Genomic DNA, 26,401 nt, shown 5'->3' with positions numbered 1-26,401 from the left:
CACTCCTTTACGCGAGCGGCCGGCCCTGCTGAGCCATGACTAGACGCAGACCGTCCTCGATTTCTTCCGGGCCAGCGCAGGCGGCGCGCTCGAGCACCTTGGAGATGCTCGGCGAGGCTTCGCCACCCGTCACCCGCTGCACCGGCTGATCCAGATAGTCCAGGAAGCGACGCTGGATCTCATCGCCCAGCAGCACACCATAGGCCGTGCCCACTGACCCCTGCTCAACTACCAGCACGTTGTTGGTCTTGCGGATGCTCGTTCCTATAGTCTCCCAGTCCAAGCCGGCCCGATCTAAGCTGCGCAGATCGATGACTTCGGCGTCGACTCCCAGCCTCTCCGCGGCCTCCACCGAGGGCTGCACCATGGAGAGATACGTCAGCACCGTGACGTCCTTACCCGGGCGCACCACCTTGGCCTTGCCCAGGGGAATGTAGTAGTCCAGGTCGTCGACCGGTGCCGGGAACTTGGTGTTGTAGAGGTCGGTGTGCTCGATGACCAGCACCGGGTCCTCGCACTGCAGGGCGCTGTTCATCAGGCCGACGTAGTCGTACGGGTTGCTGGCCGCGACGATGCGCCAACCCGGCGAAGTGGCGAAGATGCCAGCCGGGTCCATCGAGTGCTGCGAGCCGTAACCCGTACCCATGGCCACCTTCGTGCGCAGCACCAGCGGCATGGCGCTGTCGCCGCCGAACATGTGGCGTGCCTTGGCGATCTGGTTGAACACCTGATCGGCGGCCACCCACATGAAGTCGGGGTACATGAACTCCACCACCGGGCGGTAGCGGCCGTCCATGGCGATGCCCCCACCCAGTCCGGCGAAGGCGTTCTCGCTGATGGGCGTGCCCAGGCAGCGGCCGGGGAAGTCCTGCGACAGGCCACGGGTGGCGCCGTTGGTGCCGCCCTTGAGGCGATGCACGTCCTCGCCCATGACCACGATGCGCTCGTCCTTGCTCATGCGCCGGTGCATGACGTCGGCCACCGTGTCGACGAATTTGCGCTCTTCGAGCTTGCCGGTGAACTGCTCCTGCTCGACGTAGCGCACGCCGTCGAGTTCGGACAGGTCGCCGCGGATATGGGCGTCGCGGAAGTCCGGCGAGGGCCACAGATCGGCACGCACAGCGAGTTTTGCGCCGCTCTTGTCGAGCAACTCGTCGGCCGCGGCTTCCATGGCAGCTTGGGCCTGGTCGCGCAGCGACTTGATACCGGCCTCGTCGATCAGCTTGCGCTTGAGCATTTCGCTGCCGACCCGGTCCAGCGGGTCGCGCGCGCGCCACTCGTTTTCTTCGTCCTTCGTGCGGTAGCCGAAGGCGCTGCCCGGCAGCGGGCCGTTCTGGTGGAAGAAGCGGTAGACGTCGGCCTCAATGATGGTCGGGCCGCCGCCGCTGCGCATGATCTCCAGCGCTTCTTGCGTGGCGAGGTAGACCGCCAGCGGGTCCATGCCGTCCACCTTCCAGGAGGGAACGTTGAAGGCCTGGCCGCGGGCCGAGAGGCGTGGCTCGGCAGTGGCCTCGTCCACCACGGTGGACACGGCATAGCGATTGTTTTCGATGAAGAAGCACAGCGGTAGCTTCCAGGCCGCGGCCAGGTTCATCGTCTCCAGCACAGAGCCGATATTGACAGCACCGTCGCCGAAGTAGGTGATGGCCACATCACCCTTGCCGGCGCGCCGATGCGCCCAGGCGGCACCGGCGGCCATCGGCACACCACCGCCGACGATGGCGTTGGTGCCGAGCACGCCGGCTTCGCCCCAGCGCAGATGCATGGACCCGCCGCGGCCGCGGCAGTAGCCCTGCGAGAGGCCCATGATCTCGGCGAGCGTCCGCTGCAGCAGCTCCTGCACGGGGGCAGTGACGGCCTTGGCCGGATCCATGCCCTCGGGGGAGACGTGGTGCAGGCACTTGGCGAGGAATTGATGATGTGCACGGTGCGAGCCGTTGATTTGATCGGCCGCGCGCAGTGGCAGCGCCGAACCCACGGCGCCGCCTTCCTGGCCGATGCTCGAGTGTGCCGGGCCGTGCACCAGGCCCTGCCCGGCCAATTCCAGCACTTTCTCTTCGAAGGCACGGATCAGGTGCAGATCGACCAGGGTGCTGCGCAGCAGGCCGGGATCGGCGGCCCGCCAGTCCTTGTCAGTGGTGACCAGCTCGCGCCAGGGCGCAGCGGAACTCAGTTTGCTGGAACGGGGCATATCAGTCTCCTCTCGATAAGTTGCGTTACAGGTAGCCATTGGCGGTCCAGCCGCCATCCAGTCCGACGATCTGCCCCGTCATGAAGCGCGTCTCGGGAGACGCCAGAAAGAACGCTAGGTCTGCGACTTCCTCGACAGTGCCGAACCGCCCCTGGGGAGTCCGTCCCAGAAGCGCCTCGGCATCCACGCGTCCATCGGCGATGAGCTCCTCAAGCAGCGCCGTGCGAATGTAGCCCGGCGCGATGGCATTGACGCGGATGTTGAGCTCCGCCCACTCCACCGCCAGCGACTTGGTCATCATCGCCACGCCGCTCTTGGTCGCGCAGTACCCCAACCGGTTGGGGGCGGCAACGACGCCGTACATGGAACACAGGTTGAGAATCACGCTATCGGTGTCGCTGGCCGATACCCGCCGAGCGAACTCTCGCGCGCACAGGAAGACCCCGGTCAGGTTGATGTCCAGGGTGCGTCGCCACTCGTCAAGCCCCAGCTCCAGCGTCGGCCGGTTGCAGGAGATGCCCGCGTTGTTGACCAACACCGCCAACTGCTCATAGCGTTCGACGGCCAGCCGCATGGCCTGGGCCACGTCCTCTTCGGAGGTCACCGAGCCCACGTACGTGGAGGCCACGCCACCGTGCGAGCGGATATCCCCGGCGCAGCTCGCGGCGGCCACTTCGTCTCGGTCGAAGATCAGCACTGGATGGCCCACCCCGGCAAAGCGTCGGGCTATCGTCGCCCCGATCCCCTTGCCGCCACCGGTCACCACCACGGCACCTCTCATGGCGGGAGGTTGCCCACTCCCGCTACTGCCTCGTGACGTCGTCATTGCCTGAAATCCTGTTCTTTATTCTCATAAATATTTGTTTTTCATAGACAAACATTTGAAACCAAAAAGTTGTCATATGACCTTACGTTCGGCTAACATGAAACTTGTCATACGACATGACAACAAATCTTTAGTCGAATGCACAGAGAACCCGTCATGCCACAACAACGCCAACAAGTCGCCGTCATCACCGGTGCCGCCGGGGAGATTTCCCAGCAAATCGCCCTGTTTTTCAGCAAGCGAAACATCAAGTTAGTACTAACCGACATCGACGAGGCGAGCCTCGAGAGCTTCGCCGCCAAGCTGGGCGGCGAGCCCGACTGCCTGGCCATTCGCCACGATGTCGCTAAGATGGAGGACGCCGAACGCGTTGCCGACGCATGTCGGCAGGCTTTCGGGCAGGTGGATTACATCGTCACCGGCGCCGGTCTCTACCAGCACCTGTCGCTGGCGGAGATCGGTGAAGCGGACTGGAGAAAGAGCATGGCCATCAACCTGGACGGTGTCTTCTTCACCATCCAGGCCTTGCGGCCGCTCTTGAGTGAGGACAGTTCGATCGTCAACATCGCCTCGCTGGCCGGCCAGCGAGGCAGCCTGAACCATACGCCCTATGCGGCGGCGAAAGGCGGCGTGCTGACTCTCACCCGGTCGCTGGCCCAGGAGCTCGCGCCGCGCACTCGCGTCAATGCCATATCGCCGGGACTCATCGATACGCGGATGATGAAGTCGCTGGATGCGGCCAAACGCCAGGCCATGATCGGCACCACCCCCTTGCAGCGCCTGGGCCGGCCCGATGAAATCGCCAGCGTCGTCGACTTCCTGTGCAGCGATGCGGCCAGCTTCATTACCGGAGAAAGCCTCCAGGTCAATGGCGGGCTCTATATCAACTGACACACTAAGGCGCGCTTCTCGGCCGAAGAGCGCCGCCTTCTTTCGCAATGGACGCCATGATGCACACAGCACCTTCAAGCACCATCGCACGAGGACACTCCCTGCCGGACGAAGTGGCCAAGCGCATCAGAACGTCCATCGAAAGCGGCAGCATCGAGCCGGGCAAACGCTTGCCCACCCAGCAGGAGCTCGCCGAAGCCTATGGCGTCAGCCGCCCGGTGATTCGAGAAGCCGTCTCCATACTGAAGTCGGACGGCCTGGTGATCTCGCAGCAGGGTCGCGGGCACTTTGTCAACCCGCAAGGCGCCTCGGTCTTTCGTCTCGACCCCAGCTTCGAAGACAAGGAAGACCTTGCCGACCTGTTTCAATTCCTCATGGCCGTGGAAGTGGCGGCCACCGAGCAGGCCGCCACCCACCGCTCCCCCAGCGACCTCGACTCCATCCGCCAGCATCTCGACGGGCTGGAAATCGCCATTCTGGAAAACCGCAACGGGGTCGACGAAGACATGAAGTTCCATCACGCAATTCTCCAGGCCACCCACAACGCCTACTTCATAAGCTTCGGCGAATTCCTGGAGTCGCGCGTCCGCAACCTGATCCGCACCGCTCGCGAAAACACCGCGCGCAGCCAGGACATGGTCAAGCGCGTCCAGGATGAGCACGAGGCGATCTTCAAGGCCATTGCCGCCCAGGACGCCGAAGGCGCCCGGGCTGCCGCCGCTCATCACCTCGACAACGCCGCCCAGCGGTTGCGTATCTACCTGATGCCCGCCGATTGACCCGCCCGACCTGAACTGGCCAACCGTAGCTCGGCCAGCAGCGCCTGCAGCGGGTGCGGCAGGGTCGTCTCCGACAGGCGCTTCACCTGGCTGCGGCAGGAGTAGCCGGTAGCCAGCAGTTGCCCGGCGCTTGCCTCGTTCTCCACCACTGGCTGCCACGACTGGGCGTAGATGGTCTTCGATGTCTCGAGGTTGCGCGCCTCGTGGCCGTAGGTACCTGACATGCCGCAGCAGCCGGTCGCGACCAGTTCGAGCTCCAGGCCGAAGGCGGCGAACAGCTGCTGCCAGGCCTTGGGGCTGCCCGGGGCGTTGGTCTTCTCGGTGCAGTGGGAGAGCAGCCGGTACCCGGGCCCCGTCACCGCCAGTCGGCGGGGGGCAAGGGTCGGCAGGAGGGCGGCCAGCCACTCCTGCAGCATCAGTACCTCGGGCACGGCGTCGGCCCCCAGCACCTTCACGTACTCCTGGCGATAGGTGAGGGTCATGGCCGGGTCGATGCCCACCTGGGGCACGCCGAACTCGGCCAAGGCGCGCAGCCGCCTGGCCTGCTTCGCGGCGGTACGCTCGAAGGCACCCAGGAAGCCCTGCACGTTGAGCGGCTTGCCGTTGGGGGAGAAGGGCGCCACGAATACCTTGATATCCAGCCGGCTGAGCAGCTCGACGATATCCATCACCAGCCGGGCCTCGAAGTAGCTGGTGAAGGCGTCCTGGACGATCACCACACTGCGCGCCTTCTGGGCATCGGTGAGCAGGCCCAGCGAGGTGGGCGTCGCCTCGGCGACGCCCCAGGCCGCCAGCTGCTTCCTCAGGCTGGCGCGGGAGAGCGTCGGGCTGTCCACCATGCCGACGGGGCCGGCCAGCAGGCGCTCCACCAGGCGATTGCCCAGGGCCGCATTATAGAGCGGGGCGATGCGCGACAGGGTCGGGACCATGAACTCCAGGCCGCCGATCAGGTAGTCGCGCACCGGGCGCAGGTAGCGGCCGTGATAGACCTCGAGGAACTGCGCGCGCGAGTCGGGCACGTTGACCTTGATCGGGCACTGGCCGGCGCAGGACTTGCAGGCCAGGCAGCCGGCCATGGCGTCGTAGACCTCGTGGGAGAAGTCCTCCTCGCCGCGCCGCCTGGCCAGGGTGTTCCTGAGCCGCCTGGGGAAGTCCTTGACGAAGCCCCAGGCGCCCTCGGCCTTCTTCTTTCGTGCCTCCTCGATCAGGTCGACGCCGGCCTCGCCCTGCAGGCGCAGCCACTCGCGGATCAGGCCGGCGCGTCCCTTGGGGGAGTGGATGCGGTCGCGGGTGGCCTTCCACGACGGGCACATGGCGTCATCGGGGTCATAGTTGTAGCAGGCGCCGTTGCCGTTGCAGTAGACGGTGGCGGCGTGGGCCTGCCACACCCGCTCGTCGATGGTACGATCCAGCTGGCCCCGGGTCGGCACACCATCGATGGTCAGCAGTCCCGGGTCGACCCACCTGACCGCCTCCGCCTGATCGGCGGCGCTGGCTTGCGAGGCCGTTCCCGCGGCGTCGGGCGGGATAGACGCTGTGCCCGCGGCATCGGGCGGGATAGAAGCTGTACCCGCGGCTTCGGGCGGGCTCCCCACGGGGGCGGGTGGGGTAGAAGAGGAGAGCGGCGTCGCGATCTTGCCGGGGTTCAACTGGTTATGGGGATCAAAGGCCGCCTTGATCCGCTGCAGGCTGGGGTAGAGCTCGCCGAAGAACCTGGGCGCATACTCCGAGCGTACCCCCTTGCCGTGCTCGCCCCACAGCAGGCCGCCGTACTTCCGGGTCAGTTCGGCCACCTCGTCGGAGACCTCGCGAATCAGCCGTTCCTGTGCGGGGTCCTTCATGTCGATGGCCGGGCGCACGTGCAGCACCCCGGCATCCACGTGGCCGAACATGCCGTACGCAAGGCCCCGGGCGTCGAGGGCGGCGCGGAACTCGGCGATGAAGTCGGCGAGGTGCTCCGGGGGCACCGCGGTGTCCTCCACGAAGGGGATGGGGCGTTTCTCGCCCTTGGCGTTCCCGAGCAGGCCCACGGCGCGCTTGCGCATGGCGTAGACCCGCTTGATGGCATCGCGCCCCTCGGCCAGGGTGAAACCCAGGCGTTCGACGCCGCGGTCGCTCTCCAGGTGGCGACAGAAGGCCGCGACGCGCTCGCCAAGGCGCTCGGGGTCATCGTCGTTGAACTCCACCAGGTTGATGCCGCGCACCGGGGTCTCGCCGCCGGGGAAGAACTCGGCCACGCTGTCCCAGACGAAGTCCTCCATGGCGAGCATCAGCACCCTGTCGTCCACCGTCTCGATGGAGGTGGGCGTGGCGTCGCTCGCCATGAGCGCCTTGGCGTCGCGCAGGGCGTCCATGAAGCCGGCGTAGCGCACGTTGACCAGGGTGGAGTGCCCGGGGATCGGCAGCACGTTGAGTACCGCCTCGTCGAGCAGGCCCAGCGACCCCTCGGCGCCGCAAAGCAGGCTGTTCATGTCCAGCCGCCCCTGGTCATCGCGCAGATGCGCCAGGTCGTAGCCGGTCAGGCAGCGGTTGAGGGGCGGGAACTTCTCGGCGATCAGCCCGCCCTGGGTGTCGATGATCTCCCGGGCCGTGCGGAAGGCACGGCCGGTGGCGTCCTGGCGGGCGCACAGCGTCTCGAGCTCGGCGTCCTCCACCGGGCGGCCGGTGAGGCGCTCGCCGCCCAGCAGCAGCATCCCGAGCTCGAGCACGTGGTTGCGGGTCTTGCCGTACTCGCAGCTGCCCTGGCCGCTGGCGTCGGTTGCGATCATGCCGCCGATGGTGGCGCGGTTGGAGGTCGAGAGGTCGGGGGCGAAGAACAGCCCGTGAGGCTTGAGCGCCGCGTTGAGCTGGTCCTTTACCACGCCGGCCTGGACCCGCACCCGGCGGTTCTCGACGTCGATCTCGAGAATCCGGTTCATGTGCCGCGACACGTCCACCACCAGGCCGTCGGTGAGCGACTGGCCGTTGGTGCCGGTGCCGCCACCGCGGGGGGTGAGTACCACGCGGCGATGCTCGACCTGGCCGGCCAGGTGGGCGATGCGCTGCAGGTCTTCGCCGTGGCGGGGAAAGAGCACCGCCTGGGGCAGGCGCTGGTAGATGGAGTTGTCGGTGGCCAGCACCGTGCGGTCGGCGTAGTCCGGGGCGATCTCGCCCTCGAAACCGGCGGCCTTCAGGGCTTCGAGAAAACGCAGGTAAGGTGCGGCGAGGCGCGTGCCCGGGTCGGTGTAGGCCTTATCCAGTCTAGCGATCATGGTATCTCGGGGAAAAAAGCCCAGCACGAAGCTGGGCAAGGGGAAACACAACATCGCAGTCGCGCGTGCTAGATCGTCCGGAAGGCTGTATCAAGTCATGTAAAGCCCACCGGCTACATCGATGGTCTGTCCCGTGACGAAACTCGACTCGTCCGACGTCAGATACAGCGCCAGGTCCGCGACTTCATCCGGCTTGCCCAGACGACCGAGCGGAGTCAGGCGAACCTGCTCATCGTTGATAGCAGCATCCACCGCAAGCACCATCGGCGTCTCGATCCGGCCCGGGGCAATCGCATTGACGCGAATGTCGTAAGGCCCCAGTTCGGCGGCCAGGTGCTTGGTGAAGCCGATGATGGCTGACTTGGTCGCCGCATAATGGCACGCCACCACCGGCGAGTGGGTCTTGCCGGCAACGGAGGACATGTTGACGATATGGCCCCGCCGCGCACGACGCATGCCATCACCCACCGCGCGGATGGTATTGAAGGCCCCCGTCAGATTGACCCCCACCACCTGATTCCACTCTTCCGGCGCCATGTCACAGACGGAGGCCGGCAGGCCGCCATGCTTGGGAGATATCCCGGCATTGTTGACCACGCTATCGACGGGGGCGCCAAAGTGGACTTCCGCCTCTCTCACGCCGCGTTCGACCGCGGCGTAATCGGAAACGTCGACCGACAACGGATAGGCATCGCCCCTTCCCGCTTCCCGGATGGCATTGCAAACCTCTCGGGCGCTGTCGACCGACCAGTCCATGACCGAGACATTGGCACCACGCGACGCAAACGCCATGGCAATGGCCCTGCCAATGCCGGCACCACCGCCGGTGACGAGCACATGTCGACCGACATGGCTGGGTCTATAGCGTAAGGAACTCTCTAAAGCCATGTCTCAAATCCCCAGATATGCTTTTCGAATGTGGTCATCGCCCATCAGTTCTTCCGCCTGGCCATCCATCACCATTCTTCCGTTCTCGATGACGTAGGCCCTGTCGGCGACCTTGAGCGTCTGATTCACGTTCTGTTCGACGATCAACACCGTCGTGCCGCTCTCGGCAATCCGCTTGACCACCTCGAAGACCTGGGAGACCACGATCGGCGCCAGCCCCAGGGAGGGCTCATCGAACATCATCAGCTTGGGACAGGCCATCATCCCACGCGCGATGGCAACCATCTGCTGCTCACCGCCCGACAGCGATTCCGCCTGCTGATGAAGGCGCTCCTTCACGCGGGGAAACAGTGTCAACACCTCTTCCAGTCGCTGGTCGTATCGAGACTTTGCCGCCGGACGATAAGCGCCCATCTGGATGTTCTCGAGCACGGTCATTTCCGGAAAGAGCTGACGCGCCTCGGGGATAAGTGTGATCCCGCGGTTCACCAACTGATGCGCCGGCAAGTGGGTAATGTCCTCGCCTTCGAAGGTGATGCTCCCGGCGGTGGCCTCGATCAAACCGGACACCGTTCTCAGAGTAGTCGTCTTGCCGGCACCGTTACCCCCCACGATGGTGACGACTTCACCTTCGTTCACCTCCAGCGAGACATCGTGCAGGATCGTGGTAGCACCATAGCCGGCCGTCACATTATTCAGTCGCAGCATCGGACGCCTCCTTACCGAGATAGGCCTCAATGACAGCCTCGTTCTTCACCACTTCCTCCGGTTTGCCTTGCGCGAGAATCTCGCCGGAACTAATCACGATCACGCGGTCCGAGAGCTCCATGACGGCCTGCATCACGTGTTCGATGGCAATGATGCTGATGCCGCTGTTACGAATCACCTTGATCAGTTCGATGGCTTCCCTGAGGTCGGCGGGATTGATGCCGGCCATTACCTCATCCAACAGCAGGATGCGCGGACGCATCGCCATAACACGGGCCACCTCGAGGCGCTTAAGGCCGCCAATGGGAAGATTTCTGGCCTCTTCGTCCAGGAAGCGATACAGCCCGAGTTCGTAGGCGATCTCACGTGCCGCCTTGCGACACTGCTCCACCGAGCGGAAGCGATGGAAGGCACCCACCATGATGTTCTCTTCCACCGTCATAGCCGCGAAAGGCTGAACGATCTGGAAGGTCCGGCCGACACCGCTCCTGGCAAAGGCACCGGGCGTTTTCGGGGAAATAAAGTGGCCGTCCTCGCCGAGCACCGCAACCGAACCGGAGTCAGCACGCAAGAAGCCGGAAATCATGTTGAAGACCGTGGTCTTGCCTGCACCGTTGGGCCCGATGATCCCCAACACTTCCCCCTTATGCAGTTCGAAGGAGACATCGTTGGTTACGTGCAAGCCCCCGAAGTGCTTGTCGAGATGTTCGACCTTGAGCACCACATCGCCGATCGGCGGGCGCTTGGGTTTCCTTATGTCGTCCAGGTGAACGTGATCGACGGGGCTCTCGACGCTGGTGTCGAATCGGCGAATCCGGGAAGTCGGCAGGTAGCGCTGGATGAGGCTCATGATGCCATCCGGCATGAACAGCACCACCAGAATCAGTACGACCCCGTATACGAACCCATGCAGGCCGATGGCACTGGAACCCAGCCAGCCACGCGCCAGCTCCGTGATGGGCACCAGCAGAATCGTACCGTATAGCGGACCGAAAATGGTGCCCAGCCCACCCACCAGGGCGAACAGAACGATCTGAATGGAAAACGTCAGATTGAATGCCGATTCTGGCTCGATGAACGTCAGGTACGAACCATGGAAAGTCCCGAGCATGGCCGTGAGGCCGGCGGAAATCGCCGCCGCATACAACCGCACATGCACTGTGCGAATCGCGGCTCCCCTGGCAGCCGATTCACGCTCACGGGTGGCAATCAACTGGAAACCCAGCTTGCTGCGGCGGATCGCCCAGGCAATGGCGAGGGCAAACGACATCAGCCCGAATACGATCACCAGCGAAGGCAGCCGCTCCGTGAAGATCATGGTGCTCCAGCCCATCTCGAGGGGCACCATCACGCCATTGGCACCACCCGTCAGGCCGACCCAGTTCAGCGAAATGACATGAAAGACCTCCAGAAAAGCAATGGAGGCAAGAGCATAGAACGGCCCATGCAGTTTGAAGCAGGGGTAGCTGATGGCGACCGCCACCCCGGCGGCCAGAATGGCCCCAACGAACATGCTGATCCAGGGAGAAACGCCCGCGTTGAGCATCAGCATTCCCGTGTAGGCGCCGATGCCGTAATAGATCGCGTGCCCTAGCGAGAGCTGCCCTGCATAGCCGCCCACGATGTTCCAGGCGGTCGACAGCCCGGCAAACAGACAGATGGTGATGAAGATATGGTAGATGTAATCATCGCCGACACCTATCGGGATGAGAATCAAGCTGGCCAGGGTAATGAAGAACAGTATCTTCTTGTTGAGAAACCATTGCATACCGCCCCCATGACTCCTCGCCGGTGCAGAGGATATCGTCTTATCGTTCATGACACTTTCTCCGGTGACGCCACAGCGTTTCTCAAGACACGTGTGCCAGTTTTCTTGCCTTGCCGAACAGCCCGGACGGGCGGAATATCAGGATCAGCAGGAAGATACCGAACACCGCGACATCCTTCAGTGACGACCCCAGATAGAAACCAGCAAAAGAATCCACGAGGCCAATGATCAAAGCGGCAAAGAAAGCTCCAGTGATGCTGCCCAACCCCCCCATGACGACGATCACGAAAGCAATCAGGACGAAGCTTTGCCCCGTTTGAGCATTGACGGGATACAACGGAGAAAGCAGAACGGCAGCGACACCGACGCAAGCGATACCGATACCGAAGGTCACCATATTGATGCGCGACACGTTAATGCCCATCAGCTGCGCAGCATTGCGGTTCTGAGCGGTGGCTCGAATGGCACGTCCCATCTGCGTTCGCGTCAGGAACAGATGCAGCCCACCAACCATGAAGATCGAGCACAGCATGATGACGACCTGTCCAGTCAGAATCGTTGCCGGCCCCAAGCCCAAGGTATGGCGCATGCCGCTGGACGGCGTATTAAAATTATCGGAACCCGCGATCATCAACACCAGGTTTATCATGGCAATCGACAGGCCGACGGTCGCAAATATCTGGATGTGCTCATCCGAATCCTTCAGCGGTTCTATCAGGAACTTCTGAACGAAAATGCCCAACCCGAACAACAAGGGAACGATGAAGACCATCGTCAAATAGGGGTGAATGCCGAGATAGGTCGTTACGATGTAAGTCAGCATCATCCCTATCATCATGAATTCGCCATGAGCAAAGTTGATAACCTTCGTTATGCCAAAGATCAGCGTCAAACCGACGCTGACCATGGCATAAAGGCTACCAAGCATTAACCCATTGACGACAAGGCTAATAATTAATTCCATTTGGTAACCTCGGGGCTATTATTGGCTAGTCCGCATGTCGGCAACGCTGGCGCCTTCCGGATAAACGGTTACTAACTCGCCATCCTGCCATTGCATACCCATCATGCTGGCACGCTCGTTCTGATTGTTCTCGCCGATCTTGATGCCGATACCGGCTGCCGTTTCGCCTACGGGGACGTCCATCGCCAGCACGGCTTCCTTGATCTCGTCGGCAGAGAACCCGCTACCCGCGTCAATGGCACGAAGCAGTTCAAGCGCTCCGGCATAGTTCATCAAGGAGTGACCAGAGCGGGGAGATTCCTCATATTTCTCTTCATAGGAGGCCACGAAGTCCTCTATACCAGGCGCAAATTCCGGGTCAATGTTGTACTGGGTGAAATCGACATCGTAGACACCGTCGATCACATCGTGCCCCACTGCCTCGGCAGTCGGCGTCATCGAGTAGCCACCGCCGCCGCCGATGATCGCCTTGGGACGATAATCGCGCTCGTTGGCCTGGCGAAGGAACAGAACCGAATCGTCCTGATATGAGGTCTGCAGAACGACATCGACCTCTTCTTCCTGCAGTGAAAGCACAATGGAAGACATATCCACGGTTGACGCCGGATAATGCTCTTCCATCACGATATTCAGACCCGCCTCTTCGGCAAACGCACGTTGGTGCTTGCCCACCGACGAGCCGTAGTTGGAATCCTCATGGATGATGCCGATGCGCAGCTCGGTCGGGTCGACGCCGAGTTCAGGAGCGATGCCTTCGACCAGCATGTCGATGATGGTCTCGGCCATGTGATAGGCAGTCGGGTTGGTACGGAATACGTAGTTCAGACCGCGCTCAGTGACATCGTCGGCGACGGCCCCCAGCTCAAAGTAAGGTACCTTGCTCATTTCGGCCACCTGGGAGGCAGCGATGGAGCGTGAAGAGGCATAGGTGCCGAAGATCGCCTTGACGTCTTCACGAGAGATCAGCCGGCGTGCTTCGCCGATCGCCTGGTTGTTGTCCACGGCATCGCCCGTCTCGAGCACGACGGTCTCGCCCTGGACGCCACCATTCGCATTGATCTGATCGACTGCCAGCTCCAGGCCGCGAAAGCTTTCTTCACCGAGAAGAGCCAGTCCGCCGCTCAGTGGATAGAGCGCTCCGAATTTCACCTCGGCGAAGGCAGGGGCTGAGATACCACCAAGCAGGGCTGTCGCAACGACGCTTCTGATGACAGTGCGGCGGAATTTGTGATTGTATTTCATGGTCATATGCTCCTGATTGTTACTGTGTAACTAACTTTTTATGCGTTGACTTTCGGCAGCATTTCGCTGCCTTGATAGCTCGTGATTGGCGGGTATGCATCTGGATCGATCATGACTTCCAGCAACGTGGGTACTTTGTCGTCAATGGCCCTCCTCAGCTCAACCAAATAGTCGTCAGGATGCGTAATCCTGACACCTCGTACCCCGCAGGCATTGGCAATGCCTGCATGGTCTACGTGAGAGAAATGGCAGATATCGGTGTAGCCCCCGTGAAGCACCAGTTCGGAGTGCATCTGATAACCGAGCGTCTGGTTGTTGAGCACCGTGATGATAACCGGTAGTTGCATGCGCACCGCCGTTTCCATTTCGGCCCAGACGTGTCCAAAGCCTCCATCACCGGTGACACAGTGCACCGTCGCATCCGGCATTGCCGCTTTCGCTCCCAAGGCAAAGGGCAAGCCCCAGCCGAGACCCGCCAGTCCTCTGGGGGTCAAGAAACGCCGCCCGGGTTTCCTGGCCGTCAGGAAGTTCGCCACCCAGATCGAGGAGTAGCTGGCATCCGCCACCACGAGGCTGTTGCCATCCAGGCAACCATCCAGGTCACGCAGGATGCGCTCCGGCCGAATCGGCGTGGCGGAAAGCGTCACTGCCTCGGCCAGGTGCCGGTCGAAGGCGGCATGCTCGTGAGCGATTCGCTCGGACACCGTCGCCGACCAGCTCTGCATGGCCGACAGATCGCGCTCGCCCAGCGCCTGCGTCAGGGCCCCAAGGGTCAACTTGGCATCGCCGACCAGACGCGTGGCCTCATAGTTGCGGCCGACTTCCAGCCCATCGACATCGATGTGGATGTAAGTCGCTCCCTCGGGGTAGAGGCTCCAGCTGTCGGTGCCGTTCTGGTTGGTCCGGTTGCCCACCAGCAGGACGAGATCGGCCTCCTCAACCACGAAGCGCAGGCGTTCCGTGCGACTGCGCGCCGCCATGAAGTAACCCACCACGCCGACGGACATCGGCGAGGTCTCATCTACCGCTCCCTTGCCCATCACAGTGGTGGCCACCGGCACTCCCAGGTTCTGAAGCGCTTCCACTTCCGCGTAAGCGCCGGCGGTATGCACACCACCGCCCACGATGGCGACCGGCCTGCGCGACGACGCGATCAGATCGGCCGCGCCGGCAATCGCGCCCGGGTCCGCCAGCATCCTGTCCAAGGGGTAGCGACCGTACCTATTGCGGCGTGGGGAAGCCGCAGCCTCCTCTCCGGCCGGCTCGTCGATGATGTCCACCGGCACCAGCAGAACCACCGGTCCTGGCCTGCCCGAGGCGGCCTCGACAAAAGCCATGTCGAGGGCATCATCCACGCGATCGGCCGACTCGATGCGGCGAGTCGACTTGGCCACCCCGGAAAACAGACGGAAGTGATCGAGTTCCTGGAACGCATTCCTGTCGCGACTGAGTACGGCCACGTCCTGCACCAGGGCCACCACGGGAATGGAAGCCTTGAAAGCTTCGGCAAGGCCGGGCACGAGCAGTGCGGCAGCCGGGCCGTTCTGCGCCGCAACGACCGCCACCTTGCCGGAAACCCGCGCATAGGCATCCGCCATTGCCGCTCCGGCATTCTCGGTGCGATACCCTACCTGGCGTATGCCCCGTGCGGTGGCCGCCAAAAATACCTTAGACGGAATGCTCTGGCCGAAGATCTCGCTGACACCGTGACGCTCCAGCGCATCGACGATGCCATCGGCAACGATCCTGCCCATGACGCCCCCTGTCATTCGAAAGTCAACACGATCTTGCCGATGTGGTCCGCATCCATTCGGCGATGCGCCTCCACCACATCGTCGATGGCGAAGGTGGAGTCGATCACGGGCAGGCAGCGCCCCTCCTCCCACAGCGGCATGACGCGAGCCTCGAGCTCCTCGGCAATGTCCTGCTTCTGCTCGATGGAGCGCGCTCGTAGCGTCGACCCCGTCAACCACAGCTTTTTGGCCAGCAACAGCCAGGCATTGATGGTCGACTCGGGCCCCTTCATCACGGCGATCTGCACGATGCGTCCCTCGTTGGCGGCCAACTCCATATTGCGATTGAGGTAATCACCACCCACCATATCGATGGTCAAATCAACACCGCGCCCACCGGTGATCTCTTTCACCGCCTCCACGAAATCCTGAGTCTTATAGTTGATCGCATGGGCTGCCCCAAGCTCGAGACACTGCTGACACTTTTCTTCGCTTCCAGCCGTCGCGATCACGTTCGCCCCGAAAGCCTTGGCGAGCTGTATGGCCGTCGTGCCGATCCCTGAAGTTCCCCCATGCACCAGGAACGTCTCGCCTTCCTCGAGGCCGCCGCGCTGAAAGACGTTGGTCCACACCGTGAAGAAGGTTTCGGGAACCGCCGCTGCCTGCACCAGTGACATCGTCGCTGGTACGGGCAGTGCATTACGCTCGTCCACCACCGCATACTCTGCATATCCGCCGCTGGCGACGAGCGCCATCACGGCATCGCCGACCGAGTAACGAGACACCTCGCTGCCCGCCTCTACCACGCAACCACTGATCTCCAGCCCCAGCACGTCGGTCGCGCCATGCGGCGGCGGATACCCCCCCATGCGCTGCATCACATCGGGGCGATTGACACCGGCACCGGCCACCTTGACGAGAATTTCTCGTGGGCCCGGTACCGGAATTTCACCCTCAGCGACGCTCAGCACATCGGGACCACCCGGCTTCCGAGCCGTGACTTGCTTCATCGTTTTCGTCTGCGTGCTGCGGGTCATGAGTCCTCCACTGTATTGTCGTGTCCAGCTAGCGCTTCATGGCGGATTAGGTCACTAAACACAAAAATGAAGCGCTTCATTTTATGCTTTTAAAATAACACCACTCGGCGTTACTACAAGCACTTTCATCGTAATACTTTATGCTTACTCAGCCCTGCTACGAATCAGATAGGCTGCCTTTTCGGCCACCATCATCACAGCGCCCTGGGTATTACCCGACACCATCGCCGGCATCACGGAAGCATCGGCAATCGACAGTTTTTCCACGCCCTTTACCAGTAGGTTCGGGGTTACGACCGCGTCATCGCCGTCACCCATCCTGCAGGTCCCAATCGGGTGGTAAATGGTTTGCCCATTCTCCCGGGCGAACTCCAGCCACTCCTCATCGGTTTTCACTTCCTTGCCCGGAGACATTTCATGCGACACGTACTGCTGCAAGGCTGGTTGCTCGATGATTCTACGAGCCACCTTCATGCCATCCACCAGTGTCTGGCAGTCCTTTTCCGTCGCCAGCATGTTGGGCTTTATCGACGGAGCCGCCGCCGGATCGGCACTTTTGACATGAATACTACCCTTCGATGTCGGGCGCAACTGCGTGACGCCTATCGTCATTCCAGGCTTCCGATCTAGAACGCGAGTCGCCGCATTGGCGTAGCTGGCATGCACGAAGAAGAATTGGACGTCTGGCGAACTCAATGTCGGCCGCGTCTTGACGAAACCGTGAACTAGACCCGTACCGAGGGTCAGTATGCCCTTATGACTGGTGAAGTACTTCACCACTTCTTTCGTCAGCCGCAGCCCGCGTGACATCTCATTGAGCGTGATGGTGTTGCGGACTCGCCAATTCATGCGCGTGGCATAGTGATCGATGTAATTCTCGCCGACTCCGGCCAGCTCAATCCTGGGTTCGATGCCGACCTTTGACAATACGTCGGGATTGCCGATGCCGGACAGCTCCAGGATCTGGGGATTCTGAACGGCTCCTGCACACAGGACCACCTCCCGGGCCGCCGCCACGGTTTCACGCTTTCCGTCACGCTCGTAGGTCACACCGGTGCAGCGGCTTCCGTCGAGCTCGATGCGCAGCACTCGGCTGCCAGTCGACACCGTCAGGTTGCTGCGCGCCATCGCCGGTTTCAGGTAGCCGTCCACGACGCTCCAGCGCTGGCCGTTGCGCTGCGTGACCTGGTAATAGCCGACCCCTTCCTGATCCGCTGCGTTGTAATCCTCATTGAACGGCTGGCCATCCTCGGCGGCTGCTGCCAGGAACGCATCGGAAATGGGGAACCGTTCCTTGACGCGCTCCAGATACATCGGGCCCGACTTGCCCCGGGACGCTCCGCCTTCGGCGAAGTTTTCCAGCTTCCTGAAGTAAGGCTCGACATCCTGCCAGCTCCAGCCGGCGGCACCTTCGTCGAGCCACCGGTCGTAGTCGTTCGGCTGGCCGCGTACGTAGATCATGCCGTTGATCAGGGTGGAACCGCCCAGCCCCTTGCCGCGTGGAATGGCGATCACGCGCTCCCTGGTGGCGGCCTCCGGGCATGACTCGAAGCGCCAGTTATAGGTCTTGTTGGTCAAGAGCTTGCTGAAGCCCGCCGGAATCTTGATCCAAGGGCTCCGCGGCTGCCCGCCGGCTTCTAGCAGTAGCACGCTGTACTTACCATCTTCCGTTAGCCGGTTCGCGAGTATGCAACCCGCCGTTCCACCGCCCACGATGACGTAATCGTATTTACCCATTACACCAAGCTTCCTGTTGCCGCTTGTCGAGTGGTCGCAACATGCTTACAGCCCCATCGTCTCGGCCATAAGTTTGAGTTGATTCTTGAGCATCGGAAGCCCGTACTGCACGGTGCAGCCTTTGCTCTTGGCGGCTTTCAGCAGAGATGTCTCCGCGGGCTCCATGATGATTTCAGCAACGACCTGCTCTTCCGTCAGACTCTCGACGTCCAGCGGCAGCGGATCACCCTCTTTCAATCCCAGTGAGGTGGCGTTGATAACGAGATCATGGCCTTTAGGGTCTCGCCCACCTAAGCTCACGGGCAGTGCCGGGTAAGCCTTCCCGAGTCGCTGCCTCAACGCTTCGGCTTTCTCCTGGGTGCGGTTGGCTAGGGTCAGGCGACTGACTCCCGCCTCGGCCAAGGCATAGGCGATGGCACTGGCCGCCCCACCGGCCCCAACCAGATAGGCTGAGCGCCCTTCGGGTTCGATGCCCTCCTCGCGAAGCCCTGCCACAAATCCCTTGCCATCGAGAATAGCGCCATACAGCTTGCCACCGGAACTACGACGAATGACGTTGACCGCCTCCATCCGCTCGGCATCGTCGCTGAGTTCATCGCACAGCTTTGCCACGGCCGTCTTGTGGGGCACGGTAATGACGAACCCAGCCAGGTTCTGCATCGTCCGGAAGCCATTCACCACTGAAATGAGATCTGTGCTTGAGACATGCACAGGAACCATGACGGCATCTTTATCCGTCTCCTCGCATAGACGATTTATACCCTGCGGTGTTTTCACATGCTGTATTGGGTCTGCGATGATGGCGCAAATTTTCGTTTTTCCAGTAATTTCCACATCAAACTCCCTGAGCCAGCGTGTAACTCGTCTTCACGTTTGTAAAGAATTCCTTGGCGTAACTCCCCTGCTCTCTCGGTCCATAGCTCGACCCTTTTCGCCCTCCGAAAGGCACGTGGTAATCGACACCTGCCGTTGGCAGATTGACCATCACCATCCCCGCACCAGAGTGGCGCTTGAAGTGTGTTGCGCGCGCCAACGACTGAGTGCAGATACCAGACGACAAACCATAAATAGTATCATTTGCTAATATAAGTGCATGCTCGTAGTCTTCTGCCTGAATCACCGTTGCTACGGGGCCAAAGACCTCTTCACGATTAATCGGCATGTCGTTACGAGTCTGCGAGAAAAGGGCCGGAGTCAGATAATAGCCCGGTGCTTCCAGTGACAGACACTCGCCTCCAGCCTCGAGCCGGCAACCGGAACGCTTGGCTCCCTCGATGTAGCTTAAGTCCTGATCCAGTTGCGCCTGAGAAGCGACCGGTCCGATCTGGGTATCGGGATGCAGAGCGTTGCCCACCTTCAGTTCCTGAGTGGCTTCACGCATGCGTTTGACGAAGCTATCATGAATGCCTTTCTCGACGATAAGGCGACTCGAACTCGTGCAGCGCTGTCCGGTGGAGAAGAAGGCGCCATTAATGGCCGTAGAAACCGCTAGATCTAAATCAGCATCATCCAGGACCACTAATGGATTCTTGCCTCCCATTTCCAGCTGGAGCTTCGCGCCGCGGACGGCACACTCGGCGGCGATCCTCCTACCTGTCTCCGAAGACCCCGTAAAAGTGATCGCATTAACATTCGGCGAAGTGACCAACGCATTGCCCACTTTGGAGCCGGGGCCCATCACCAGGTTGAATACGCCCTTGGGAAACCCACCGACTTCATCGATGATGCTCGCCAGCGCCCAAGCGCAGCCGGGTACCAGATCAGCGGGCTTGAACACCACACTGTTGCCATATGCCAAGGCCGGAGCAATCTTCCAAGCGGGAATCGCAATCGGAAAATTCCACGGTGTAATGACCCCCACCACGCCAACGGGCTCCCGCGACACCTCGACACTGACGCCAGGACGGACCGAGGGCAGAAATTCGCCGCCGAAACGAATGGCCTCGCCGGCAAAAAACTTGAACACCCGTCCGGCACGGGTGACCTCACCAATCGCCTCGGCCAGCGGCTTACCCTCTTCTCGGGCCAATAGCTCACCAAGCTGGTCCTTGTCGGAGAGGATACGGTCGCCAATCCGATCGAGCGCATCGGCACGAGCCTCGGATGTCCATGTGGCCCATGTCTCGAGGGCGTCGCTGGCGGCATCTATAGCCTGCAGAGCCTGAGTGTCATCGCCGCGGGCGTATTCACCCACCACATCGCGCGTATCGGAAGGATTCAGGTTGCGATTGACCTCACTAGCCCCGACCCACTCGCCATTGATGTAGTTCTCATGCATCCCGTTATCGTCCTCATCGAGGGGGTTTACCGCGTTCCCGCAGCATCAGCCGCCGCAAAATGAAGCGATTCATTGTTCTTGCCAAAAAAATGAAGCGCTTCACTTTAGGCTTCAAAAAAAAGGTGATAGTCACCTTGGATCTGATTCTTTAACAGATAGCAGATGTGGGCCTGTTGCTGATATTAGCCTTTGGTATCATCCAGCAGCTTCGCCATCCTTGAGATGCTTCAAGCTCTCACGTTCGACGATCCTCGTCTCCAGCTCAAGCGCTTCGGCCGACCCCTCATCATTGATGATCGCTACGATGGCTCGAGCAACTTCCACACCGATGTGATGCATCGGCACCCTTACCGTTGTCAATCCAGGGCTCATGGCACTAGCAAACTCAATGTCGTCGAAGCCCGTGATCGACAATCTGTCCGGAACGTGGATACCGCTCAACTGGCACTGATGGATCGCACCAATAGCATGCAGGTCAGTGCCACAAACCATCACCGTAGGCAGCTCACCGGCCTCAATCAATCGCATGATCGCCTCACGCCCACCATCAAGCGAGAATGGTGTTTCGATGAGCCACTGAGGCTTTACTGAGATGTTCGCCTCCTTGAGAGCGTCGAGAAAACCCGCACGCCGCTGTCGTGAGCGCTCGTTCCCCTCTACAGGGCCGCCGCAGAGTGCCACTTTACGATGCCCCTTAGCAATTACGTGTCGTGCAATTCCATAGGCGGCCTGACGGTTCGAGAACCCAATTGTATGTGGGTAATTCGTTTCGTCAGTCGACCACATCATCAAATAGGGAGTTTCGTATGTTTCCAGCATATGAAACACGGCATCATCATGATCCGTACCTACGAGAATCACGCCATCAACGCCACTTTCAACTAACGCACGAAGGACCTTCACTTCGCGCTTTTGGTTATATTCGTGGCTGCCGATAACCAGCTGATATCCCATTTCTAATAGACTTTGCTGTAAGGAGTCTATCGAATTGGAAAACATTGGATTTTTCAGTGTTGGATACACTACCGCTACACGCCATGTTTTTCGAGAGGCAAGCGATCGCGCAACGCCATTGCGGACGTAACCCATTTCATCGACTGCATCCATAACCCTTTTTAAGGTTTTTTCTCTGACTTTATTTGGTGATGAAAGAGCCTTAGAAGCCGTACCTAACGACACATTAGCTCTCTTGGCGACATCTTCCAGAGTTACTCTTTTCTTTTTCAGATTCATCAGCATATGGCCGCAATATAATTATGATTTAAAAATTAAATACTGGTGTTGGATCTCATGTGATGGACCACCCCCTTATAAAATAACTCAGGCCGATTGGCTTGCCATTACTTCGTCCCTATGACCGGCGAATGATGGTGCAGCGCCTTATTCGGGATATGGTGATTGTACAGCCAAGAATAGCGCTTGAGCATCTACTCCAAGTCTTCAACTGAATCATAGCGCCGAGTCGCCAGCAAGTCGTTGATGCAGACGTTGAAGTGCTCAACCATTCCGCTCGTCTGTGGCCCACCCTGCTTGATCCAGCGATTTTTTATCCCATGGGCATGGCCACGACTCCTGCGTCGCAGGCCAGAACTGAACCACCTTCGAGTTGCGTGGCTTTTATGGGAAAATCGAGCCTACCGTTGCCAGGGAGGCCGCCATGCTCGAGTTCCGGCAGGTCCACAAGGCCTATGCCACGCCCCAGGGGCCCCTCGAGGTGCTCGCCGGAGTCGACCTGACCCTGGAGGCAGGTCGGAGTCTGGCACTGATGGGGGAGTCGGGCAGCGGCAAGTCGACCCTGCTGCACCTGGCCGCGGGGCTCGACCTGCCGGATGCCGGCGAGGTGCGCCTGGGGGGCCGGGCGATCTCGCCCCTCGCCGAGGCCGAGCGGGCACGGCTGCGCCGGGAGTCGCTGGGCCTGGTGTTCCAGCAGTTCCACCTGGTGCCCAGCCTCACGGTACTCGACAACCTGCGCCTGCAGGCACGCCTGGCCGGCCGCGAGGATAGCGCCTGGTCGGCCGAGCTGATCGCGCGGCTGGGCCTGGCCGGGCTGGAGGGGCGCTACCCCGAGCAGCTCTCCGGCGGCCAGCAGCAGCGCCTGGCCATCGGCCGTGCCCTGGCGCCGCGGCCGGCGCTGCTGCTGGCCGACGAGCCCACCGGCAACCTGGACGAGGCCACCGCCGGCGAGGTGCTGGCGCTGCTGCTGTCGCTGGTGGAGGAGACCGGCTGCGCCCTGCTGATGGTGACCCACAGCCCACGCATCGCCGCCCCGCTGGACCGCCGCCTGCGGCTCTCCCGCGGCACCCTGGCACCGCTGGCCGCCGCGGAGGCGAGCCGATGACGACGCTGCTGGCCACCCTGCTCTCCCACTATCGTCGCCACCCCGCCCAGCTGGCCATGCTGCTGCTGGGACTGTGGGTGGCCAGCGCCCTGTGGAGCGGCGTCCAGGCGATCAACGCCTCGGCGAAGGAGAGCTACGCCCGCGCCGAGGCGCTGTTCACTACCGGGCTCGACCGCCTGGAGCGCCTCGACGGCGATGCGCTGACCCGCGACGACTTCCTCGCCCTGCGCCGCCAGGGGCTGCCGGTCTCGCCGCTGCTGGAGGGCGAGCTCACCGCCCCCGACGGCACACGGCTGACGCTGATCGGCATCGACCCGCTCACCCTGCCCGGGGACAGCGCCTTCGCCACCGCCGGCAGCACCCAGGAACTCACCGGCTTCCTGACGCCACCCTGGCAGACCCGCCTCGCCCCGGACACCCTGCCCAGCCTGGGCCTCGACACCGATTCCGCCCCGGGGGCGAGCCCGCGCCTGGCGGCGGGCCGGCTGCCGCCGCTGAGCCTCGCCCCCTCGCTGCCACCGCAGACCCTGGTGATGGATATCGCCGCGGCCACGGTGCTGCTCGATGCCGGCGAGCGCATCACCCGCCTGGTGACCGCGCCGGGGGCCCTGGCGGCCGCGCCGCCGGGGCTGGCGCTGACCCGCGCCACCACCCTGGTCTCGCCGGGACAGCTGACTCAGAGCTTCCACCTCAACCTGACGGCACTCGCGCTGCTGGCGCTGATCGTCGGCTTGTTCATCGTCCAGGCGGCGCTGGGCCTGGCCCTGGAGCAGCGTCTGGCGATGCTGCGCACGCTGCGCGCTATCGGGGTCTCCGGTCGCGCCCTGGTGGCCGGCCTGGCCCTGGAGCTGGTGCTGCTCGGCAGCATCGGCGCCCTGGCCGGGATCGCCGGCGGGGTGTGGCTGGCCCGGGCGTTGCTGCCCGACGTAGCCGCCACCCTGGGCAGCCTCTATGGCGCCGGGGTAGGCGTGGAGCTGCGCCTGCCCTGGCACTACTGGGTCGGCGGCCTGGCGGTGACACTGGGTGGGCTGCTGCTGGCCGGCGCCGGGGTGCTGTGGCGGGCCGCGCGGCTCTCGGTGCTCGACCTGGGCCGCGCCCAGGCGTGGCGCAGCGGCTACCAGCGCCAGCTCGGGCGCATGTCGCTGGCCGGCGCGGCAGTCGCGGCCCTGGGCCTGGCGCTGTGGGCGTGGCTGTCGCGCCAGCCCGCCGGCGAGGGGCTGGCGGCGGGCTTCGTGCTGATGGCGGCGCTGCTGCTGGTGGGTGCGCTGTGGCTGCCGCCACTGCTGGCGGCGGCCCTGGCGGGGCTTGGCCGGCTGGCCCGGCGCCGCCCGCTGGCCCAGTGGGCCCTGGCCGACCTCGAGCTGCAGCTGCCGCGCCTGTCGCTTGCGCTGATGGCGCTGCTGATCGCGCTCTCGGCGAGCCTGGGGGTCAACAGCATGGTCGGCGGCTTCCGCCTGACCTTCCTGGACTGGCTCGACCAGCGGCTGGTGGCCGACCTCTACCTGGACCCGCCGGCCGAGCGCTTCGAGGCGGTCCACACCTGGCTGGGCGAGCGCCCGGAGGTGGCCGAACTGATGGTCACCCGCCACGGCGAGAGCACCCTGCTGGCGGTGGACGCCGCGGGGGCCTCGCGCCCGCTGGCCCGTCCGGTGTCGCTGTTCGGCCTGACCCCGGGCGAGCGGCTGACACCGACCTGGCCGCTGCTGGAGACTCACACCGGGCGGGAGGAGGCCTGGCGCGCCCTCGGGGAGGGCGCGGCCTTTATCAACGAGCAGCTCGCCGTCGCCGAGGACATCGCCCCCGGAGATCGCCTGACCCTGACCACGCCGGACGGCCAGGCGACGCTCGCCGTAGCGGCGATCTATCCCGACTACGGCAACCCCCGCGGCGAGGTGCTGATGGCCGCCAGCGAGCTGGGCAGACGCTTCTCGGCACCGCCGGACTCCATCGGCATCGCGCTGGCACCGGGCGCCGACGCCGGGGCGCTTTCCACTGCGCTGGCCGGCGAGTTCGCCCTGGGCCGCGACGCCCTGCGCGACCAGGGCGCGGTCAAGCACATCGCCACCGGCATCTTCGAGCGCACCTTCACCATTACCCGGGCGCTCAACGCCCTGACCCTGGCGGTGGCGGCCCTGGCGCTGCTGGCCAGCCTGCTGGCCCAGGCCGGGGAGCGCCGCCGCCGACTGGCGCCGCTGTGGGCCCTGGGCGTGCCGAGGGGCCGGCTGCTGGGCGTACAGCTCGCCCAGCTGGGCGGGGCGGCGCTGGCGGTGGGCCTGGTCGCCGTGCCGCTGGGCACCGCCATCACCTGGGGCCTGGTGGCGGTGATCAACGTGGCGGCCTTCGGCTGGCGCCTGCCGCTGCACCTCTTCCCGGGGGAGATCGCCCTGACCCTGGCCACCGCCGTGGCGGTAGCGCTGCTCGCCGCCCTCCTGCCCGCGCTGCGCCTGTGGCGCACCCCGCCCCGGACGCTGCTGGCCGAGGAGGCGGGATGATGCCACGACCGATCCAACATGCCGCCCGCTCCCCGTGGCGGGCGCTGCTGCTGGGCACCTTGCTGAGCGCACTTGCGGCCCTGGCCGGCTGCGGCGAGGACACGCCCGAGAGCCGTGGTGCCGGCTTCGCCGGACTGGGCGAGGGCACCGCCGGCTTCGTGCAGGCCGGCCCCGAGACGACGCTGGGCTTCCCCGGGGATCACGGCGCCCACCCCGATTACCGCATCGAGTGGTGGTACCTGACCGCCAACCTGGAAGACGCCCACGGCGTGCCCATGGGACTTCAGTGGACGCTGTTCCGCCAGGCGCTCTTGCCATCGGAAACGACGCCGCCGGGAGAGCGCCCCGAGTCCACGCCCTGGGCCGCCGATCAGCTGTGGATGGCACATATGGCGGTCTCCAGGGGCGCACAGCACGGCGTGGCGGAGCGCTTCGCCCGCAGCCACTCGGCGGCGCCTTCCCAACAGACGGACGGCCAGGCCGGTGCGGTGGCTTCCCCCTTCCGCGCCTGGCTCGACGACTGGGTGCTGGCAAGCGAGGTGACCGAGCCCGATGCCGACACCTTCGAGCGGCTCACCCTCACCGCCTTCGAGGGGGAGGGCGATGGAGAGGGAAAGGCGCGCCTCGGCTACCGCCTCACCCTGACCGCCGAGGGGCCGTTGGTCCTGCATGGCCGTGACGGCTTCAGCCAGAAGGCCGCCGACGGCCAGGGCTCGCACTACTACAGCCAGCCCTTCTATCGGGTCGAGGGCGAGGTCACCCTGGCCGGCGAGACCCACAGGGTCAGCGGCCGCGGCTGGCTCGACCGCGAGTGGAGCAGCCAGCTGCTGAGCCCCGACCAGGCGGGCTGGGACTGGTTCTCGCTGCACCTGGACGACGGCCACCGGCTGATGGCCTTCCGGCTGCGCGGAGGCGGGCAAGACGGCGGTGACTACCGCTCCGGCAGCTGGATCGCAGCGGACGGCACCACCACCGCCCTGGACTCCCAGGAGCTGACGATGACCCCGCTGGCCACCTCTCCAGTGGCCGGGCGCGAGGTGCCCACCCGCTGGCGACTGGAAGTGCCCGGGGAGAATCTCGACCTGATCGTCGAGGCGCCCCACGCCGAGCGCTGGATGGACACCACGGTGCCCTACTGGGAGGGCGAGGTGGTCGCCCGCGACCATGATGGCGGCGAACGGCTGGGGGTCGGCTACCTGGAGATGACCGGCTACTGAGCCGCTTGCCGGCCGAGGGAAGCAGGATTATCGCTGCTTGAGCGACAATGTTTCTCTCCAG

At 63.2% G+C, this 26,401-nt stretch carries 19 protein-coding genes; 5 read left to right on the top strand and 14 right to left on the bottom strand.

What is annotated here, in order from left to right:
• Nucleotides 1–7 precede the first annotated feature (7 nt).
• Both RAN53_RS08880 and RAN53_RS08875 read right to left on the bottom strand, forming a co-directional pair.
• A complete protein-coding gene (locus RAN53_RS08880; protein ID WP_305796457.1) occupies nt 8–2,191 on the bottom strand; it encodes a thiamine pyrophosphate-dependent enzyme in 2,184 nt (727 codons plus the stop codon).
• Between the two features lie 25 nt (nt 2,192–2,216).
• Nucleotides 2,217–2,972, bottom strand: coding sequence for an SDR family NAD(P)-dependent oxidoreductase (locus RAN53_RS08875; protein WP_305796456.1), 756 nt, complete (start codon nt 2,970–2,972; stop codon nt 2,217–2,219).
• Nucleotides 2,973–3,173: 201 nt separating this feature from the next.
• Here RAN53_RS08875 and RAN53_RS08870 point away from each other — a divergent pair, with 201 nt between their 5' ends.
• Together RAN53_RS08870 and RAN53_RS08865 are read left to right on the top strand one after the other, a co-directional pair.
• Complete coding sequence (locus tag RAN53_RS08870; protein WP_305796455.1) at nt 3,174–3,908, top strand: SDR family NAD(P)-dependent oxidoreductase; 735 nt, start codon at nt 3,174–3,176, stop codon at nt 3,906–3,908.
• 59 nt (nt 3,909–3,967) lie between these two features.
• On the top strand, nt 3,968–4,687 hold the full coding sequence (locus RAN53_RS08865; protein ID WP_305796454.1) for a FadR/GntR family transcriptional regulator: 720 nt from the start codon (nt 3,968–3,970) through the stop codon (nt 4,685–4,687).
• Here RAN53_RS08865 and RAN53_RS08860 read toward each other — a convergent pair.
• The 12 genes from RAN53_RS08860 to RAN53_RS08805 form a co-directional block, all read right to left on the bottom strand.
• Entirely contained in the window at nt 4,666–7,938 is a 3,273-nt protein-coding gene (locus tag RAN53_RS08860) for an FAD-binding and (Fe-S)-binding domain-containing protein (protein ID WP_305796453.1), read from the bottom strand. The two genes, RAN53_RS08865 and RAN53_RS08860, sit on opposite strands and share 22 nt — an antisense overlap.
• Before the next feature lie 90 nt (nt 7,939–8,028).
• A complete protein-coding gene (gene fabG, locus RAN53_RS08855; RefSeq protein ID WP_305796452.1) occupies nt 8,029–8,826 on the bottom strand; it encodes a 3-oxoacyl-ACP reductase FabG in 798 nt (265 codons plus the stop codon).
• Nucleotides 8,827–8,829: 3 nt separating this feature from the next.
• Entirely contained in the window at nt 8,830–9,534 is a 705-nt protein-coding gene (locus RAN53_RS08850) for an ABC transporter ATP-binding protein (protein WP_305796451.1), read from the bottom strand.
• Nucleotides 9,518–11,353, bottom strand: coding sequence for a branched-chain amino acid ABC transporter ATP-binding protein/permease (locus RAN53_RS08845; protein WP_305796450.1), 1,836 nt, complete (start codon nt 11,351–11,353; stop codon nt 9,518–9,520). The genes RAN53_RS08850 and RAN53_RS08845 overlap by 17 nt, the downstream gene beginning before the upstream one ends.
• A 31-nt stretch (nt 11,354–11,384) precedes the next feature.
• Complete coding sequence (locus tag RAN53_RS08840) at nt 11,385–12,266, bottom strand: branched-chain amino acid ABC transporter permease (protein WP_305796449.1); 882 nt, start codon at nt 12,264–12,266, stop codon at nt 11,385–11,387.
• Nucleotides 12,267–12,284: 18 nt separating this feature from the next.
• Complete coding sequence (locus RAN53_RS08835; protein ID WP_305796448.1) at nt 12,285–13,508, bottom strand: ABC transporter substrate-binding protein; 1,224 nt, start codon at nt 13,506–13,508, stop codon at nt 12,285–12,287.
• Between the two features lie 38 nt (nt 13,509–13,546).
• Nucleotides 13,547–15,262: an acetolactate synthase catalytic subunit gene (locus RAN53_RS08830; protein ID WP_305796447.1), complete on the bottom strand. Its 1,716-nt coding sequence runs from the start codon at nt 15,260–15,262 to the stop codon at nt 13,547–13,549.
• A gap of 11 nt (nt 15,263–15,273) precedes the next feature.
• A complete protein-coding gene (locus RAN53_RS08825; RefSeq protein ID WP_305796446.1) occupies nt 15,274–16,278 on the bottom strand; it encodes an NAD(P)H-quinone oxidoreductase in 1,005 nt (334 codons plus the stop codon).
• Nucleotides 16,279–16,422: 144 nt separating this feature from the next.
• Nucleotides 16,423–18,015: a GMC family oxidoreductase gene (locus tag RAN53_RS08820; RefSeq protein ID WP_305796445.1), complete on the bottom strand. Its 1,593-nt coding sequence runs from the start codon at nt 18,013–18,015 to the stop codon at nt 16,423–16,425.
• A gap of 45 nt (nt 18,016–18,060) precedes the next feature.
• Nucleotides 18,061–18,849 (bottom strand): shikimate dehydrogenase family protein, encoded by a 789-nt coding sequence (locus RAN53_RS08815; protein WP_305796444.1) that lies wholly within the window; start codon nt 18,847–18,849, stop codon nt 18,061–18,063.
• Between the two features lies 1 nt (nt 18,850).
• A complete protein-coding gene (locus RAN53_RS08810) occupies nt 18,851–20,293 on the bottom strand; it encodes an aldehyde dehydrogenase family protein (protein ID WP_305796443.1) in 1,443 nt (480 codons plus the stop codon).
• A 195-nt stretch (nt 20,294–20,488) separates the two neighbouring features.
• Complete coding sequence (locus RAN53_RS08805; protein ID WP_305796442.1) at nt 20,489–21,532, bottom strand: substrate-binding domain-containing protein; 1,044 nt, start codon at nt 21,530–21,532, stop codon at nt 20,489–20,491.
• 418 nt (nt 21,533–21,950) lie between these two features.
• Here RAN53_RS08805 and RAN53_RS08795 point away from each other — a divergent pair, with 418 nt between their 5' ends.
• From RAN53_RS08795 to RAN53_RS08785, 3 genes are read left to right on the top strand one after another with little or no spacing between them, the layout of a single operon-like run.
• The gene (locus RAN53_RS08795; RefSeq protein WP_305796441.1) at nt 21,951–22,631 is read left to right on the top strand and encodes an ABC transporter ATP-binding protein; all 681 of its coding nucleotides are present in this window, start codon (nt 21,951–21,953) and stop codon (nt 22,629–22,631) included.
• A complete protein-coding gene (locus RAN53_RS08790; RefSeq protein WP_305796440.1) occupies nt 22,628–25,123 on the top strand; it encodes an ABC transporter permease in 2,496 nt (831 codons plus the stop codon). The genes RAN53_RS08795 and RAN53_RS08790 overlap by 4 nt, the downstream gene beginning before the upstream one ends.
• On the top strand, nt 25,123–26,340 hold the full coding sequence (locus RAN53_RS08785; protein WP_305796439.1) for a lipocalin-like domain-containing protein: 1,218 nt from the start codon (nt 25,123–25,125) through the stop codon (nt 26,338–26,340). The genes RAN53_RS08790 and RAN53_RS08785 overlap by 1 nt, the downstream gene beginning before the upstream one ends.
• Nucleotides 26,341–26,401 lie beyond the last annotated feature (61 nt).

Origin of the sequence: Halomonas sp. SSL-5, assembly GCF_030708455.1 — a bacterium.
Lineage (GTDB): Bacteria > Pseudomonadota > Gammaproteobacteria > Pseudomonadales > Halomonadaceae > Halomonas.
Note: the sequence above shows the minus strand (reverse complement) of the source record. Positions and strands in the feature narration are given on the sequence as shown.

Excerpts from the sequence above, each read along its gene's own strand:
- RAN53_RS08845 (WP_305796450.1), bottom strand. The coding sequence starts at position 11,353 with ATGAACGATAAGACGATATCCTCTGCACCGGCGAGGAGTCATGGGGGC.
- RAN53_RS08790 (WP_305796440.1), top strand. The coding sequence starts at position 22,628 with ATGACGACGCTGCTGGCCACCCTGCTCTCCCACTATCGTCGCCACCCC.
- fabG (WP_305796452.1), bottom strand. The coding sequence starts at position 8,826 with ATGGCTTTAGAGAGTTCCTTACGCTATAGACCCAGCCATGTCGGTCGA.
- RAN53_RS08825 (WP_305796446.1), bottom strand. The coding sequence starts at position 16,278 with ATGACCCGCAGCACGCAGACGAAAACGATGAAGCAAGTCACGGCTCGG.
- RAN53_RS08835 (WP_305796448.1), bottom strand. The coding sequence starts at position 13,508 with ATGAAATACAATCACAAATTCCGCCGCACTGTCATCAGAAGCGTCGTT.
- RAN53_RS08860 (WP_305796453.1), bottom strand. The coding sequence starts at position 7,938 with ATGATCGCTAGACTGGATAAGGCCTACACCGACCCGGGCACGCGCCTC.
- RAN53_RS08840 (WP_305796449.1), bottom strand. The coding sequence starts at position 12,266 with ATGGAATTAATTATTAGCCTTGTCGTCAATGGGTTAATGCTTGGTAGC.
- RAN53_RS08795 (WP_305796441.1), top strand. The coding sequence starts at position 21,951 with ATGCTCGAGTTCCGGCAGGTCCACAAGGCCTATGCCACGCCCCAGGGG.
- RAN53_RS08850 (WP_305796451.1), bottom strand. The coding sequence starts at position 9,534 with ATGCTGCGACTGAATAATGTGACGGCCGGCTATGGTGCTACCACGATC.
- RAN53_RS08865 (WP_305796454.1), top strand. The coding sequence starts at position 3,968 with ATGCACACAGCACCTTCAAGCACCATCGCACGAGGACACTCCCTGCCG.
- RAN53_RS08880 (WP_305796457.1), bottom strand. The coding sequence starts at position 2,191 with ATGCCCCGTTCCAGCAAACTGAGTTCCGCTGCGCCCTGGCGCGAGCTG.
- RAN53_RS08805 (WP_305796442.1), bottom strand. The coding sequence starts at position 21,532 with ATGCTGATGAATCTGAAAAAGAAAAGAGTAACTCTGGAAGATGTCGCC.
- RAN53_RS08875 (WP_305796456.1), bottom strand. The coding sequence starts at position 2,972 with ATGAGAGGTGCCGTGGTGGTGACCGGTGGCGGCAAGGGGATCGGGGCG.
- RAN53_RS08785 (WP_305796439.1), top strand. The coding sequence starts at position 25,123 with ATGCCACGACCGATCCAACATGCCGCCCGCTCCCCGTGGCGGGCGCTG.
- RAN53_RS08830 (WP_305796447.1), bottom strand. The coding sequence starts at position 15,262 with ATGGGCAGGATCGTTGCCGATGGCATCGTCGATGCGCTGGAGCGTCAC.
- RAN53_RS08810 (WP_305796443.1), bottom strand. The coding sequence starts at position 20,293 with ATGCATGAGAACTACATCAATGGCGAGTGGGTCGGGGCTAGTGAGGTC.
- RAN53_RS08870 (WP_305796455.1), top strand. The coding sequence starts at position 3,174 with ATGCCACAACAACGCCAACAAGTCGCCGTCATCACCGGTGCCGCCGGG.
- RAN53_RS08820 (WP_305796445.1), bottom strand. The coding sequence starts at position 18,015 with ATGGGTAAATACGATTACGTCATCGTGGGCGGTGGAACGGCGGGTTGC.